The following is a 14988-nucleotide window of genomic DNA, read 5'->3' on the forward strand; positions in this document are numbered from 1 at the left end:
CATGCGCTGCGGTATGACTGGGATACAGCAATCACGGAAAGCCCCGTTCGGGGTACATCTGTGTCTGAAATATCACTCCAGAGAGGTAGACGGATATGAAATCCGCATCCACACGCACGACCCGAGTCGTCGCGTCGCTCGCCGGAACAGCAGCGGTGGCCCTCGTGCTCGCCGGGTGCTCCGGCGGTTCGACCGGCGGCAGCACGAGCGGCAGCGCAATCACCATCGGCACGACCGACAAGGTCACGGTGCTCGACCCGGCCGGTTCCTACGACAACGGCTCGTTCGCCGTGATGAACCAGGTGTTCCCCTTCCTGATGAACACTCCCTACGGCAGCCCCGACGTCGAGCCCGACATCGCCGAGTCGGCCGAGTTCACCTCGCCCACCGAGTACACCGTGAAGCTGAAGCCCGGACTGAAGTTCGCCAACGGCAACGACCTCACGTCCTCCGATGTGAAGTTCACGTTCGACCGCCAGGTCGCGATCAACGACGAGAACGGCCCCGCGTCGCTGCTCTACAACCTCGACTCCGTCGCCGCCCCCGACGACACCACCGTCGTCTTCACGCTCAAGTCGGCCGACGACCAGGTGTTCCCGCAGATCCTGTCGAGCCCTGCCGGCCCGATCGTCGACGAAGACGTCTTCTCCGCGACCGAGCTCACCAGCGACGAGGACATCGTCGCGGGCAAGGCCTTCGCCGGACAGTACGAGATCACCAACTACGACTTCAACAACCTGATCTCCTACAAGGCGTTCGACGGCTACGAGGGTGTACTGGGTGCCGCCAAGAGCGACCAGATCAACGTGAAGTACTACGCGGACTCGTCGAACCTGAAGCTCGACATCCAGGAGGGCAACATCGACGTGGCGTTCCGCAGCCTCTCCGCGACCGACATCGACGACCTCAAGGGCAACGACAAGGTCAAGGTCGTCGACGGTCCCGGCGGCGAGATCCGCTACATCGTCTTCAACTTCGACACGCAGCCGTTCGGCGCGAAGACCCCCGAGGCCGACCCGGCCAAGGCCCTCGCCGTGCGTCAGGCCGTCGCCGACCTCATCGACCGCGACGAGATCGCCGACCAGGTCTACAAGGGCACCTACACGCCGTTGTACTCCTACGTTCCCGCGGGCCTGACCGGAGCCACCGAGTCGCTCAAGGCGCCCTACGGCGACGGAAACGGCGGCCCGGATGCCGACAAGGCCAAGTCCACGCTCGAGGCCGCCGGCGTCACCGGCCCGGTCGAGTTGTCGCTCCAGTACAGCAACGACCACTACGGCCCGTCGTCGGGTGACGAGTACGCGCTCATCAAGGACCAGCTCGAGTCGAGCGGCCTCTTCACGGTCAACCTCGAGACCACCGAGTGGGTCCAGTACTCGAAGGACCGCACGACCGACGTGTACCCGGCCTACCAGCTCGGCTGGTTCCCGGACTACTCCGACGCCGACAACTACCTGACGCCGTTCTTCCTCACCGAGAACTTCCTGGCCAACCACTACGACAACCCGGCCGTCAACGACCTGATCCTCAAGCAGGCCGTGACGACCGACCCGGCGGAGCGCACGGCGATCATCGAACAGATTCAGGATGCCGTCGCGGCGGACCTCTCGACGGTTCCGTACCTGCAGGGCGCCCAGGTCGCCGTCACAGGAACGACCATCGAGGGAACGTCGGACACGCTCGACGCCTCGTTCAAGTTCCGCTACGGAGCACTGACAAAGGGCTGATCGGCCACAGGCTAGAGTCGCTCTAGCATTGTGGCTCAGGGGCGAGGCGCAGACGCGCTTCGCCCCTGAGTCACGTCACCCGTCGTTTATATCAAGGGACACACGCACGTGACTGCAGAACTCAGCTCTCCGGATCCGGCATCGGCCGCACCTCCGGCCGTTCTCCGACGCAGGTCGTCGTCGGGTGGGGGAGGACTCGGCCGCTACATCCTGGTGCGGTTCCTGCTCATCATCCCGACGGTGTTCATCCTCGTCACCCTCGTCTTCCTCCTCATGCGCACCACAGGCGATCCCATCACCGCGGCCCTCGGCGGCAAGCTCACGGGGCCCCAGCTGCAGGAGCGCATCCACGAGGCCGGATACGACCGACCCCTGATCGTGCAGTACCTCGAGTACCTCGGCAACATCGTCACCGGCAACTTCGGCAGCACGCTCAGCGACAACCGGCCGGTCACCCAGGTTCTGCTGACCTACGGCGGCGCCACCCTCGAGCTCGCGTTCTACGCCCTCATCGTGGCGTTCATCGTGGGCATTCCGCTCGGAATGGTCGCCGCCTATTTCCGCGACCGGGCTCCCGATGCGTTCCTCCGCATCTTCGCCATCCTCTGCTACGCCACCCCCGTCTTCTTCGCGGGACTCCTGCTCAAGCTCGTCTTCGCCGTCTGGCTGCAGGTGCTCCCGGTCGCGGGTCGCGCATCCACCGGGGCCGAGCTGCAGATGCAGTTCCTGCAGTCGAAGACCGGCATCTACCTCATCGACGCCCTTCAAACCGGCAATCCCGAGGTGATCGGCGACGTGCTCTCGCACGCGGTGCTTCCCGGCGTCGCACTCGGTCTGCTCACGGCCGGCGTCTTCCTCAGGCTCGTGCGCACCAACCTCATCGGCACGCTCGGCACCGACTACGTCGACTCGGCCAGGTCGCGCGGCGTGACCGAGTTCCGGCTCGTGCGCAAGCACGCCTACCGTCCCGCGCTGATTCCGATCATCACGGTCATCGGCCTCCAGATCGCGCTCCTGCTCGGCGGCGCCGTGCTCACCGAGACGACCTTCGAGTGGAAGGGCCTGGGATTCCAGCTGGCCCACTACCTTCAGGCGCGTGACTTCGTCGCGGTTCAGGGCATCGTCGCCCTCCTGGCCGTGATCGTGGCCGTGACCAACTTCATCGTGGACATCATCGCCGCGCTCATCGACCCGAGAGTCAGGTACTAGTCGTGACGGCAACCACCGCTCAAACCCGCCCGAAGCGCAGTCTCGCCTCGCGCATCCCGCTCTTCGAGCAGGTGCGATCGAGCATCGGCCTGCAGCGCGGAATGCTGATCGCCGGCGTCGTCATCACCGGTGTCTTCGTGCTCACGGCGGTCTTCGCACCGCTCCTCGCGCCCTACGGGTTCGCGCAGCTCCGCAGCGACGGCACCCCGTTCGGGGCGCAGGAGGCCCCGAACGCCGAGCACCTGCTGGGCACGACCGTGGGCGGCTACGACGTGCTCTCGCGGGTGATCTGGGGAGCGCAGACCGCGATCCTCACCATCGTCGTGTCGGTCATCCTCTCGATCTTCGCGGGAATCTTCCTCGGCCTCGTCTCCGGCTACATCGGAGGGTGGCTCGACCGCGTCCTGGTCGTCGTCTGCGACGCGATCTACGCCTTCCCGTCGCTGCTGCTGGCCATCGTGATGTCGATCGTGATCTCGGGCGGGCGAAGCGATCTCTTCGGTGGGATCCTGGCCGCATCCATCTCGATCACGGTCGTCTTCATTCCCCAGTACTTCCGGGTCATCCGTGCCGAGACGGTGCGCATCAAGAGCGAGGCGTACGTCGAGTCCGCGAAGGTGATCGGAACGCGTGCTCCCCGCATCGTCTTCCGGCACGTCCTGCGCAACGCCACCCGCTCCCTGCCCCTCCTGCTGACCCTCAACTCGTCCGAGGCGCTGCTCACGCTCGCCGGCCTCGGGTTCCTGGGCTTCGGCATCGAGCCCACGGCCGCAGCCGAATGGGGATACGACCTCAACAAGTCCCTCTCCGACGTGACGAGTGGAATCTGGTGGACGTCGCTGTTCCCGGGTCTCGCCATCGTGCTCGCCGTGCTGGGCATCACGCTCCTGGGCGAGAGCCTGAACGACCTCGCCGATCCGCGACTGCGCGGCCGGCGTGCCGCACTCGACACCGGTGCGCCGACACCCGACAACGGGGCGGAGCCGCACGGCGCCGGAGCGACAGGGGAGTCGATTGTCGCCGACGACGCATCGACAGCAGACGACGAGGAGCGGGTCTCATGAGCGCAGAAACCACCGATGCAATGACGAGCGAGTCCGACATCGTCTCGATCGTCGACCTCCGGGTCACCTTCGCCACCGACGGCGGAGCGGTGCGGGCCGTCGACGGCGTCTCCATCGCCGTGCGGCCGAGGGAGATCGTGGCCATCGTGGGGGAGAGCGGCAGCGGAAAGAGCGTGACCGCGAAGTCGATCCTCGGACTCGTGCCGTCGACCGCCACCTCGAGCGGATCCATCCTGCTCCGCAGCCGCGACCGAAGCCGCACGACCGACATCGTGGATGCCTCGCAGAACGCCCTCCGGAGTCTTCGCGGCGAAGACGTGGCGATGGTCTTCCAGGAGCCGTCGACCGCGCTGAACCCCGTCTACACAGTGGGATGGCAGATCGCGGAGGGCATCCGCGCCCACGGATCCGTCTCACGCAAGGACGCGAAGAAGCAGGCGATCGACATCCTGCGTCGAGTCGGCATTCCCGACCCCGAGACACGGGTCAACTACTACCCTCACCAGTTCTCGGGTGGACAGAAGCAGCGTGTCGTGATCGCGATGGCTCTGGTCCTCAACCCCGGCCTCATCGTCGCCGACGAGCCGACCACGGCCCTCGACGTGACGGTGCAGGCTGAGATCCTCGACCTGCTCCGGCGCCTCCGAGACGAGTTCGACACCGCGATCGTGCTCATCACGCACAACATGGGCGTCGTGGCCGACCTCGCCGATCGGGTCGTCGTCATGTACCAGGGCAAGGTCGTCGAAGAGGCGGATGCCCGCACCCTGTTCTCGTCGCCCCAGGCCGACTACACGAAGCAGCTGCTCGCAGCCGTTCCGCACATCGGCCAGGGCGAGGCCCGCGCTGCCGTGCGCACCCAGGAGCGTCTCGAGCGCGACTCGTCGACCACGCCCGTCGTCGTCGCTCGCGACCTGGTCATCGAATACCCGGGTCGCCTGGGCCGCGGCGGCTTCCGTGCCGTCAACGGCGTCTCGTTCGAGATCAAGGAGGGCGAGGTTCTCGGCCTCGTGGGGGAGTCCGGCTCGGGAAAGACCACGATCGGACGCGCGATCGCGGGCCTCTCGAAGGTGACCGGCGGGTCGCTGAGCGTGCTCGGCCGCGAGATGCTCGGCATCCGGGAGCGGGCGTTCCGCAGTGCGCGGGTCGATATCGGGTTCGTGTTCCAGGACCCGGCCTCGAGCTTCAACCCGCTGCTGACGATCGCGGACTGCGTCGCGGAGCCGCTGGTCGTTCACGGCCGCGCCGCCGATTCCCGCGATGCCCGAGCCCAGGTCGACGAGCTCCTCGAGGCCGTGCAGTTGCCCAAGGCGTTCGGCGATCGCTATCCGCACGAACTCAGCGGCGGTCAGCGGCAGCGCGCGAGCCTGGCCCGGTCGATCGCTCTCAGGCCCAAGCTCCTCATCGCCGACGAACCGACGAGTGCACTCGATGTGTCGGTGCAGGCGCGCGTTCTCGATCTGTTCACCGAGCTGCAGCGGGAGTTCGGCTTCGCCTCGCTGTTCATCAGCCACGACCTCGCCGTGGTCGATCTGCTGGCGGACCGCATCGCGGTTCTCTATAAGGGAGAACTCGTCGAGGAGGGCACGGGGGCCGAGGTGCTCGGTGCGCCGCAGCACCCGTACACCCAGCGGCTGCTGGCCTCGCTGCCGGTGCCCGATCCGATCGAACAGCAGGCCAGGCGCGAGGCGCTGCACCGACTCCAGGCGGTCGACGGCTAGGGTCGGTATCCATGAGCGAACGGATAATGACGGCGTCTGACGTCACGATCGAATATCCGGCACACAGCGTCAGCGCCGCCCACACGGCGGTCAAGGGTTTCACGCTGAATGTCGAGCCGGGCGAGATCATCGGGCTGGTGGGATCGAGCGGCTCGGGCAAGTCGACAATCGCGTCGGTGATCTCCGGCTCGGCGGCCATGGCGCCGTCGCGCGAGGGAGCACCGCGCATCGTCGGAGGCGCGCTCTCCGTGCTCGGCTACGACATGAAGCGAACGCGCGGCCGCAAGCTGGGCAGGCTCACGTTCGGCATCGGTCATCTGGCGCAGGATGCCGGTTCGACGTTGACGTCGAACATGACGGTCGCCGAGATCATCGCCGAGCCGCTGTTCCTGCGCGACAAGCACTTCGACGCCAACGACGCCGGGCTGAAGGCCGCGACCCTCGTCGACAGGCTCCTGCTCCCGGTAGGCATGCTCAACATGCTCCCGCACGAGCTCTCGAGCGGTCAGCGCCAGCGTGTCGCCGTCGCTCGTGCCCTGGTGATGGACCCTGTGTTCCTCGTCGCCGACGAGCCGACCGCCGGTATCGACGTCTCCGTGCGCGGGCAGGTCGTCGACGTCATCGCCTCGCTGCAGCGCGATCGTGGGGCCAGCGCGATCATCATCAGTCATGATCTCGACGTCCTCCGCCGCTCCGTCGATCGGATCGCGGTTCTGCACGAGGGCATGGTCGTGGGGCTGGGAACCATCGACGAGGTTCTCGACGACCCGCACCACCCCTACGTTCAGGGCCTGGCCCGCACGGTGTCGGGCGATCAGCGGTGAGCGATTCGCAGCATCGCGAGATCCTCGCATCCCCGGCCTTCGTTCCGTCTGACGACGCTCGACCCACTCCCGGTCCGATCGCGGTTCTGCCCGAGCCTGAGCCCCTCTTCGTCGACGCCGTCGAGTCGGCCGGGGGCGAGGTCGCACCGCTCTCGGCGGCGACCCGCGGCCTGATCTGGCTCGACCCGAAGGGCGCCGAACGCTTCGGCGCGGTCCTCGCCGAGAATCCGCAGCTCAGCTGGATCCAACTGCCCTATGCGGGCGTCGACGCCTTCGCCTCCATCCTCGCGTCGTCTGCACGGCCGTCGTTGACCGTCACCAGCGCCAAGGGCGCGTTCGCCCAACCTGTCGCCGAGCACGCCCTTATGCTCTCGCTCGCTCTGCTGCGCCGCCTCCCGCTCCGGATGTCCGCCCGCTCCTGGGGCGACGGCACGCTCGGTACCTCGCTGTACGGTCTCCACGTCGTGATCGTGGGCGCCGGGGGAATCGCACTCGAACTCATCCGGCTTCTGCAGCCGTTCGGCGTCTCTGTGACGATCGTGCGAAGGGGCAGCGCCCCCGTGGAGGGCGCGTCCGAGACGGTGTCGACGGATCGACTCGATGCTGTTCTCCCGAGCGCGGACGTGCTCATTCTGGCGGCGGCGCTCACCGACGACACGCGCGGGCTCATCGGCGAGCAGCAGTTCGGTCTGATGAAGAACTCCGCCATCGTCGTCAACATCGGACGGGGCGGGCTCGTCGTCACCGATGCCCTGGTCGATGCCCTGCAGGCGGGCGTCATCGCCGGCGCCGGCGTCGACGTGACGGACCCTGAGCCGCTTCCCGACGGGCATCCGCTCTGGACTGCGCCGAGTGTCATCATCACGCCGCACAGCGCCGACACGCCCGACATGACCCGTCCGCTGCTCGCCCGGAGGGTGGCGAACAACACGCGCGCCTTCCTCGGCGAGGGCGGTTTCGACGGAGTGGTCGACCCGGTTGTGGGATACTGATGGAGGTCGATGCGCGTGACAAAGGCATCGCCGAATAGGTGATAGTGTAACTACGCTGTTTCCAGCAATCCTCGATAGCTCAATTGGCAGAGCAGCCGGCTGTTAACCGGCAGGTTCTTGGTTCGAGTCCAAGTCGGGGAGCGAAAAGGCCACCACGGGCTCCACCCCTGGTGGTCTTTTTTGTACCCTCCGCCGACTCAGTAGAACGATGACCTGATGAAGATCCGTAGCGCAGAGGACACCCGTGCCGTCCGCGCGGCCCTGGCCGTCGGTCTGCCCACCGCGGCATACGGCATCTCGTTCGGAGCCCTCGCCACGCTGGGTGCAGGTCTCGACCTGTGGCAGACGATGGTGCTCAGCCTCGTCATGTTCACCGGCGGGTCGCAATTCGCTCTCGTGGGCGTGCTCGCGTCCGGCGGTCTGTCCGCGTGGCCGGCAGCCGTCGCATCCGCGGTGCTGCTGGGTTCGCGCAACGCCGTGTACGCGATCAGGATGTCTCCCGTCATCGGTCGGGGATTCGCGCGTCGGGCGGTCGCGGCCCATCTGACGATCGACGAGTCGACGGCGGTCTCGACCGCGCAGGGGTCGATCCGGTCGCAGAGGATCGGATTCTGGGTGACCGGACTCGTGGTCTACCTCGGGTGGAACCTCACGACGTTCGTCGGAGCGGTCATCGGCGATCTACTGGGAGACGTGAGCGCCTATGGACTGGATGCGGCTGCTGCGGCCGCGTTCCTGGGGTTGCTCTGGCCGCGTCTGGCCACGCTTCAGGCACAGGCCGTCGCCGTGGCGGCGGGCTTCGTGGCCGCCCTCCTGACTCCGGCGCTCATGCCCGGCCTGCCCGTGCTGGTGGCCGCCCTCGTCGCCGTGGTCTTCGGCGCGACGAACTGGCTGGGATCAACACGCCGCCCGCCGCACACGTCGTCGGAGGGCACGCCATGACCACCTGGCACGTCGTGCTTCTCGCGTCGATCCTGTGCTTCGGCCTCAAGACGCTCGGCTATCTCGTGCCGGCACGACTTCTCGAGAGACCGACTCCGGCGCGCATGGTCGATCTGCTGACCGTGGCCCTGCTGGCGGCACTGATCTCGCTGCAGACCTTCGCCCACGGGCAGGAGCTCACGCTCGACGCCCGGGTGCCCGCCGTCATCGTGGCCGCGGTGATGTTCGCGCTGCGGGTGCCGTTCATCGTGGTCGTCGTCAGCGCGGCCGTCGTCGCCGCGGGCATCCGTGCCCTGACGTGACGGACAGGCCGACGAGGATTGCCCGCTAGGCGTCGAGGTCGTCGACTCCGGGCAGCCAGCTGCTGCCGGGCGCGGTCCAGCCCTTCTTGCGCGCGACCTTCGAGGCACGGCGCCCGTAGATGAACTCGAGCCGATCGACGTAGAGGATGCCGTTCAGGTGATCGAACTCGTGCTGGAAGATGCGGGCCAGCCATCCGGATGCGGAGATCTCGAACGGCTTCTGATCGAGATCGACGGCACGCAGCAGGGCGTCGGCCGAGCGCACGAGCGGAAAACGTTCGCCGGGGAACGACAGGCAGCCCTCGGCGTCGGAGTCCTCGTCGCTCTCGATCACGGGAGGCGGACTGATGAAGAGGACAGGGTTGATGGCGACGCCGCGGTGCTCGACGTCGTCGTCATCGGTCCAGCCGAAGGTGAACAGCCGGAGCGGAACTCCGACCTGGGGGGCGGCGAGCCCGACGCCCGGCGCCGCATCCATGGTCTCGAACATGTCGGAGACGAGCTGGCGGAGGGAGTCGTCGAACGACGTCACCTCGGCGGCGGGGGAGTGGAGAACGGGGTCGCCTGAGATGCGAATCGGAAGAACGGCCATTCGCTAAGCCTATCGGCGCGGCGGTCAGGGTAACCTCGGGGGGTGCCTCCCGAACTCACCGACATCCAGGACCAGTTCGCCCTCGATCCGGCCCAGTTCATCGGTATTCCGATCGCCATCGTCGGCGCGGTCTTCCTGAGCCTCGGAGCGCAGTTCCAGTCGCGCGGAGTCGCCAAGGTCGAGAAGAACACCAAGTCGTCCGGGTCGAGCGGGCTCAACCTCAGGCAGCTGTGGTCGTTGCTCTCCCGACCGTCGTGGGTGTTCGGAACCCTCATGCTCGGCCTCGCCGTCGTCTTTCAGCTGACAAGCCTGGGCTTCTCGCCGATCATCGTGGTGCAGCCGCTCGGCGTCGTCGCGCTCGTGATGACGGCGTTCCTGAACTCGCGGTTGAGCAAGGTGAAGCTCGATCGCAAGTCGATCCTGTCGATCGTGCTCTGCGTCGGGGGAGTGTTCCTCTTCGTGGTGCTCGCCGCGTTCACCGCGCGCGACCGGCCGATCGACGAGCTGCAGCTCGCCGTCATCCTGGTGATTCTCGCCGTGGTGCTCCTCGTCTTCGGGGCGGGATTCATCGTCTTCCGCCGCCGCGTGCGCGCGGTCGGCTACATCATCGGCGCCGGCGTGCTCTACGGCTTCGTCGCGACCCTCGCCAAGGTCGTCATCAAACGCTTCCAGCAGGGCGACTTCGAGTGGCTCACGCTCGTCTGCGTCGCAGGTCTCGTCGCCGCCTTCGCCCTCGGCGGCTACTTCGTGCAGACGGCGTATTCGTCGGGTCCGCCCGACCTGGTCGTCGCCGGACTCACCGTCGTCGACCCGCTCATCGCGGTGGGAATCGGCATCATCGTGCTCGGTGAGGCCTCGCAGGCCCCGTGGTGGGCCATGATCGGCTACGTCATCACGGGCCTGATCGCCATCGTCGGCGTCTTCGGACTCGCCCGCTACCACCCTCAGATCGCGCGCTAAGGTAGTTTGTCCTTTTAGTCCCGACCGCGCTCGACCCCTCATCTCCCAACAGAAGGCTCATTCCGTGTCAGATTCCTCCGACCCACGTCCCGCCTCGGCGGAGGTGCCGTCGCCGGCTTCCTCCGAACGGCCGCTGCGCATCGTCATCGGCGCAGACACCTTCTCGCCCGACGTCAACGGCTCGGCCCGCTTCTCCGAACGACTGGCATCGGGCATGGCCTCGAGGGGTCACGACGTGCACGTGGTTGCGCCGGCGGCCTCCAAGAAGCACGGCACGTGGACGGAGACCTACGACGGTCACGACATCACGGTGCACCGGCTGCGCAGCTTTCGCTGGTATCCGCACGACTGGTTGAGGTACGCCCTTCCCTGGGTCATCAACCAGAACAGCGCCAAGATCCTCGACGCGGTCAAGCCCGACGTGGTGCACTTCCAGTCGCACATCGTCGTGGGCCGCGGGCTCTCCATCGAGGCGGAGAAGCGCGGCATCCGCATCGTGGGCACCAATCACTTCATGCCCGAGAACCTGCTCGAATTCACGCTCCTTCCCAAGTCGTGGCAGGACTGGGCCGTCGGTCTCGCGTGGAAGGCCGCCAAGCGCACCTTCGGCCGCGCGAGCGCGATCACCACGCCGACCAGGCGCGCGGCGGAGTTCCTCGAGAAGTCCACCGGACTCAGCAACGTCTACGCGATCTCGTGCGGCATCAACGCCGACAACTACACTCCCGACTTCACTGTTCGACCGAAGAACCGCATCCTGTTCGTCGGGCGCGTCACGGGTGAGAAGCAGATCGACGTGCTCCTGAAGGCCGTGTCACTTCTTCCCTCCGAGCTCGACGCGCAGCTCGAGATCGTGGGCGGCGGCGACCAGAAGAAGAATCTGGAGACGCTGGCCTCCACCCTCGGCATCGCCGACCGCGTCACCTTCACGGGCTACGTCACCGAGCAGGAGCTGCGCGATGCCTACACACGCGCGACGGTGTTCGCCATGCCGTCGATCGCCGAGCTGCAGAGCATCGCCACGATGGAGGCCATGGCGTCGGGGCTGCCGGTCGTCGCGGCCGACGCGATGGCACTGCCGCACCTCGTGCACGACGGCGAGAACGGGCACTTGTTCGCGCCGGGGGATGCCCAGGAGATGGCCGACAGGCTTGCCGACGTGCTCACGCTCCCGCAAGACGAGCTCGACCACCTCAAGAACGCGTCGCTGCGTCTCATCGCGGCCCACGACATCCAGCGCACCCTCACGACGTTCGAGAAGCTGTACCGGGGCGAGGTCGTCACCGACCCCCTGATCGTCTCGCCGAGCGCCTCGCACGAATAGCGGTAATGTGGTGACTCGGCATCCGGGCGCTCGTGAGAGTCGCGGATCCCGCAGGGGGCGTTAGCTCAGCCGGTTAGAGCAGCGGACTCATAATCCGTCGGTCGTGGGTTCAAGTCCCACACGCCCTACCAACACACATGCGCTCGAAATGTCGACCGCACATTCTTCGCTCGATGCGATTCTCCTTGGTTCGACTCCGATTCCCCGGCGATCTGACGCTGTCCGCGGCGATATGACGCTTAGGCGTTTCTCTCACCGGTGAACTCGTGTTGAAGAAGCGAAAAGACTTTGCTGAAAATGACTCATTTCCTGACAGAATGAGCGGCACGGAGTGATCAAGGAGGATCGCATGTCGGAAATCGGACTGGGATTGGCTTACTGGCTGCCTCAAACGCAGTTTTCGGTTGAAGTCACGAGTCGCTACATCGTGTCGCATCACCCTGATCCGTTCCCTGACGAGCCGTCGCCGAGCGACGAATCCGACCAAGGGAGTGCCCCGCCAACTGCAACGAGCCCGACCAGTGATCGCGAAGGAAAATCGTGGCGGGTCAAAGTGACCGATGTCGACGTGACGTCGCAAGCCGTTGAAGACCCAGATGGCAGACGGTCACTCCGCGTTGATGCCGGGCTGCTCGAGACGATATCTCTGACGATCGGGCTGGATGACCGTGGATTCATTCGATCGATCAACAGCGAGACCGTGCGGGACGTATCGCCGGTCATCAGTCTCGTCGCCAAGGTCGTTGGCGCCATCATGCCTTTCGCCGGTGTCGCCTTCGACCTTGGTGACCGACCCTCGCTTGAATCAGAATGGGACGAGAAGTTCCCCCAACTTCGTGTCTTACGCGATCAACTCATCGCTCATGTCGAGGGGTTGCTGAGGGTGGTTTCCTCTCCGGATACCTCAGCATCGGTGATCATCGAGACCGGTGCGGCTATCGAGGTGTTGCAGTCCCAGCTTGCGTCCGTGAGTCAGGTTCGGCGCGCGTGGATTGCGAATCAAGCACACATCATCGAGAAGCAGACGTTCATATTGAGCCCCTCGGAGTTGCTTCGATTCCCCGGACCGAGCCTGCCGCAGGTTCTCGACCGAAACAGTCTGCCTGCCGGTGACAGCCAGGCGGTGCTCATGGACCGCTTCCGGACGTTCATTGCCATCGTCGACACCGCCCGCAATTCCGAGCCGCCTCGAGGTGAGAGAGATCTCAAGGACTCGGTAGCCCTTCGACGGAGCCGCAGGTCCATCGTCGGCACGTACATCAAACAACCCGACAACTCCTGGAAGCTGCAGGAACAGTCGGTCAGGCAACTCGACATTGTCGACAGCCACTCCGAGACGGACTACTTGGAGTTGGACGGGTCATGGTTTCGGTCCAGAAAGTTCGAACTCGTCTATCACCCTGATATGTCGCTCAAGTCCTATGGCGTAGGGTCGGCATCTAGTCTCTCAACCATTGCAACCGCGACTGGCGAGGTCCTGGATGCGGTCGGCGCAGCTCGTAAAGAAGCCAACGCGCGGAGTAGTGCCGACGAAGAGAAACTCGCTAAAGCGAAGACGCAGTTAGAACTCCTTCAGACGTCGGACCAGTTCGAAATCTTGTCGGCCACGCACGCCATGTCCGCCGAGCTGGCAGCCCTCGAGCAACTCGAGAAGCTCAAGGCGGCGCGAAGCTAGCTCGGATTGCCCGATGCGGGAGGCGGGGGAGCAGCCGCCGCCATGCCCTCGCCGATCCCACGCCCGACAGCCTGCCCCTGGATGATCGATGCGAGGTCGAGGCCCGTCGCGGAGCTGACGGTGTCGAATACAGACTTCAGTGCTTTTGCGCTGTCCGCACCGACGAGATTCGACGCTCCGTCTTCGCTTGATCCGCCGACGATCGACACGCTTCCGATCGCGGAGTATCCCTTTGCGAACTCGGCCATGATCGAGGGCAGCACGTCGAGAACGCGCTGCGAGAGGAAGGCCTCCTGGTTCGAGGCGATGGCCTTGGCTTCCGCTTCCAGTGCGGCGGCGCGGGCGTCACCTTCTGCGCGGATGGCGTCAGCCTCGGCGTTTGCGCGCAGGCGGCGAGCCTCGGACTCGGCCTCGGCCTGCGCACGGAGCGCGCTCGCCTCACCCGTGGCCTTGGCGACAGCGGCTGCGGCCTCACCGTCGGCACGGGCCTTGTCGGCCTGCGCCTGCTGCTCGGCGATACGGGTACGGGCCTCTGCCTGCTTGACCTGCTCGATCGCCGCAGCCTCCGCTGCCCGCTCGCGGGTGTACAACTCGGCCTGTGCGCGCGTCTCCGCCTCGTATCGCTGAGCATCCGCGACACGCTTGACGTCGGCATCCAGTTGGGCCTGACGGTTCTCGGCCTGCTGCTGGAGAACGGCCTGCTGCGCCTGCTCGCGGGCGAGGTTCTCGGCCTGTTCCGCCTCGGCCCTCGCTCGGCCGATGCCGGCGTTCGAGTTGGCGGTGTTGGTGTCGAGGCCGGTCTGCTCGACGAGGTTGGCTTCCTTGTTGGCGATGTTCTTCTGGTTGATCGCCCGGTCTGCATTGGTCTGCGAGATCTCTGCGGCCTGGCGCTTCGCCTGGATCTCAGGAGCACCGAGTGACTGGATGTAGCCGACCTTGTCGGTGATGCCCTTGATCTGGAACGAGTCCAGGATCAGTCCCTGCTCCGCGAGCTCCTGAGAGACGTCGGCGGCGATCTGGTCGGAGAACTTCTTGCGCTCCCGCATGAGCTCGACGACCGACAGCGTGGCGACGATTCCACGGAGCGCGCCTTCCAGCTGCTCGGTGGTGAACTGCTCGATCGCCGTGTCCTGCGAGGCAAAACGCTCGGCGGCACGTCGCACCAGCAGGGGATCTGATCCGATCTTCACGATGGCAACACCATCGACGTTCAATGTCACACTGTCGAGCGATTGCGCCTCGGCGTTCAACGAGACCTGGCGCGAGCGAAGCGAGATGATCTCGTGGCGCTGCGTGATCGGATTGACAAGCGACTTGCCATTGACGATGACCGTGACAGGAGACTCGGACATCTCGTCGCGGCTCGTGCCGTCGGCGCTGAGGACCGCGAGCTGGACTTTCTGCTTGCGACCAGAAATGACGAGAGCCTCGTCGGCTCGAGCCACTTTGATCCAACTGCGCGCGAACACCAGCAGGATGAGAACGACGACGACGGCGACGACGATGGCTATCCCGACGATGACGAGGATGCCGGTGAGTTCGGCGTTGTCCATGAGTACCTCTCTGGATCCCTGAAGGGACGGTCTCGGATGCCGCGGCGGACGCGCGGCCGTTCAGGCTCCACCATGCCAGAAAAGGCCGGATGGCGTGTCAAAG

The 14988-nt window shown here is 65.8% G+C and carries 13 protein-coding genes and 2 tRNA genes; 13 read left to right on the forward strand and 2 right to left on the reverse strand.

Translation table 11 applies throughout. The features are described from left to right. Window positions 1-95 precede the first annotated feature (95 nt). From ASF06_RS15595 to ASF06_RS15635, 9 genes are all read left to right on the forward strand, one after another. On the forward strand, window positions 96-1727 hold the full coding sequence (locus tag ASF06_RS15595) for an ABC transporter substrate-binding protein (RefSeq protein WP_055949150.1): 1632 nt from the start codon (window positions 96-98) through the stop codon (window positions 1725-1727). A 108-nt stretch (window positions 1728-1835) separates the two neighbouring features. Next, window positions 1836-2936, forward strand: a complete 1101-nt coding sequence (locus ASF06_RS15600) for an ABC transporter permease (protein ID WP_055929116.1) — start codon at window positions 1836-1838, stop codon at window positions 2934-2936. Between the two features lie 2 nt (window positions 2937-2938). Continuing rightward, window positions 2939-4000, forward strand: coding sequence for an ABC transporter permease (locus tag ASF06_RS15605; protein WP_235501039.1), 1062 nt, complete (start codon window positions 2939-2941; stop codon window positions 3998-4000). Continuing rightward, the gene (locus ASF06_RS15610; protein ID WP_082501004.1) at window positions 3997-5721 is read left to right on the forward strand and encodes a dipeptide ABC transporter ATP-binding protein; all 1725 of its coding nucleotides are present in this window, start codon (window positions 3997-3999) and stop codon (window positions 5719-5721) included. The genes ASF06_RS15605 and ASF06_RS15610 overlap by 4 nt, the downstream gene beginning before the upstream one ends. A gap of 11 nt (window positions 5722-5732) precedes the next feature. After that, window positions 5733-6545 (forward strand): ATP-binding cassette domain-containing protein, encoded by an 813-nt coding sequence (locus ASF06_RS15615; protein ID WP_055949158.1) that lies wholly within the window; start codon window positions 5733-5735, stop codon window positions 6543-6545. After that, complete coding sequence (locus ASF06_RS15620) at window positions 6542-7537, forward strand: D-isomer specific 2-hydroxyacid dehydrogenase family protein (protein WP_055949162.1); 996 nt, start codon at window positions 6542-6544, stop codon at window positions 7535-7537. The genes ASF06_RS15615 and ASF06_RS15620 overlap by 4 nt, the downstream gene beginning before the upstream one ends. Window positions 7538-7605: 68 nt before the next feature. Further along, window positions 7606-7678: transfer RNA gene (locus ASF06_RS15625), tRNA-Asn, on the forward strand. A 75-nt stretch (window positions 7679-7753) separates the two neighbouring features. After that, window positions 7754-8479 carry an AzlC family ABC transporter permease gene (locus ASF06_RS15630; RefSeq protein WP_055949166.1) on the forward strand — a complete coding sequence of 242 codons (726 nt, stop codon included), beginning with the start codon at window positions 7754-7756 and terminating at the stop codon, window positions 8477-8479. Continuing rightward, a complete protein-coding gene (locus ASF06_RS15635) occupies window positions 8476-8781 on the forward strand; it encodes an AzlD domain-containing protein (protein ID WP_055949169.1) in 306 nt (101 codons plus the stop codon). Before ASF06_RS15630 ends, ASF06_RS15635 begins: the two co-directional genes overlap by 4 nt. A gap of 25 nt (window positions 8782-8806) precedes the next feature. On the opposite strand, the gene def is transcribed toward ASF06_RS15635, so the two are convergent. Further along, complete coding sequence (gene def / locus ASF06_RS15640; RefSeq protein WP_055949171.1) at window positions 8807-9373, reverse strand: peptide deformylase; 567 nt, start codon at window positions 9371-9373, stop codon at window positions 8807-8809. 42 nt (window positions 9374-9415) lie between these two features. On the opposite strand from def, the gene ASF06_RS15645 reads away from it, so the two are divergent. The 4 genes from ASF06_RS15645 (at window position 9416) to ASF06_RS15660 (ending at window position 13332) form a co-directional block, all read left to right on the forward strand. Beyond that, a complete protein-coding gene (locus ASF06_RS15645; RefSeq protein WP_055949174.1) occupies window positions 9416-10333 on the forward strand; it encodes a DMT family transporter in 918 nt (305 codons plus the stop codon). A 64-nt stretch (window positions 10334-10397) separates the two neighbouring features. Continuing rightward, complete coding sequence (locus ASF06_RS15650) at window positions 10398-11657, forward strand: glycosyltransferase (protein ID WP_235501040.1); 1260 nt, start codon at window positions 10398-10400, stop codon at window positions 11655-11657. 54 nt (window positions 11658-11711) lie between these two features. After that, a tRNA-Ile gene (locus ASF06_RS15655) sits at window positions 11712-11788 on the forward strand. Window positions 11789-12006: 218 nt separating this feature from the next. Beyond that, window positions 12007-13332, forward strand: a complete 1326-nt coding sequence (locus ASF06_RS15660; protein WP_157439233.1) for a hypothetical protein — start codon at window positions 12007-12009, stop codon at window positions 13330-13332. On the opposite strand, the gene ASF06_RS15665 is transcribed toward ASF06_RS15660, so the two are convergent. Further along, window positions 13329-14885: an SPFH domain-containing protein gene (locus ASF06_RS15665; protein ID WP_055949183.1), complete on the reverse strand. Its 1557-nt coding sequence runs from the start codon at window positions 14883-14885 to the stop codon at window positions 13329-13331. The genes ASF06_RS15660 and ASF06_RS15665 overlap by 4 nt on opposite strands. Window positions 14886-14988 lie beyond the last annotated feature (103 nt).

It is taken from the genome of Agreia sp. Leaf244 (assembly GCF_001422695.1).
Taxonomy (GTDB): domain Bacteria; phylum Actinomycetota; class Actinomycetes; order Actinomycetales; family Microbacteriaceae; genus Agreia.

What these genes read in the sequence shown, in the direction of transcription:
- ASF06_RS15660 (WP_157439233.1), top strand. Translation starts at nt 12,007, where the DNA reads ATGTCGGAAATCGGACTGGGATTGGCTTACTGGCTGCCTCAAACGCAG.
- ASF06_RS15635 (WP_055949169.1), top strand. Translation starts at nt 8,476, where the DNA reads ATGACCACCTGGCACGTCGTGCTTCTCGCGTCGATCCTGTGCTTCGGC.
- ASF06_RS15665 (WP_055949183.1), bottom strand. Translation starts at nt 14,885, where the DNA reads ATGGACAACGCCGAACTCACCGGCATCCTCGTCATCGTCGGGATAGCC.
- ASF06_RS15610 (WP_082501004.1), top strand. Translation starts at nt 3,997, where the DNA reads ATGAGCGCAGAAACCACCGATGCAATGACGAGCGAGTCCGACATCGTC.
- ASF06_RS15615 (WP_055949158.1), top strand. Translation starts at nt 5,733, where the DNA reads ATGAGCGAACGGATAATGACGGCGTCTGACGTCACGATCGAATATCCG.
- ASF06_RS15595 (WP_055949150.1), top strand. Translation starts at nt 96, where the DNA reads ATGAAATCCGCATCCACACGCACGACCCGAGTCGTCGCGTCGCTCGCC.
- def (WP_055949171.1), bottom strand. Translation starts at nt 9,373, where the DNA reads ATGGCCGTTCTTCCGATTCGCATCTCAGGCGACCCCGTTCTCCACTCC.
- ASF06_RS15630 (WP_055949166.1), top strand. Translation starts at nt 7,754, where the DNA reads ATGAAGATCCGTAGCGCAGAGGACACCCGTGCCGTCCGCGCGGCCCTG.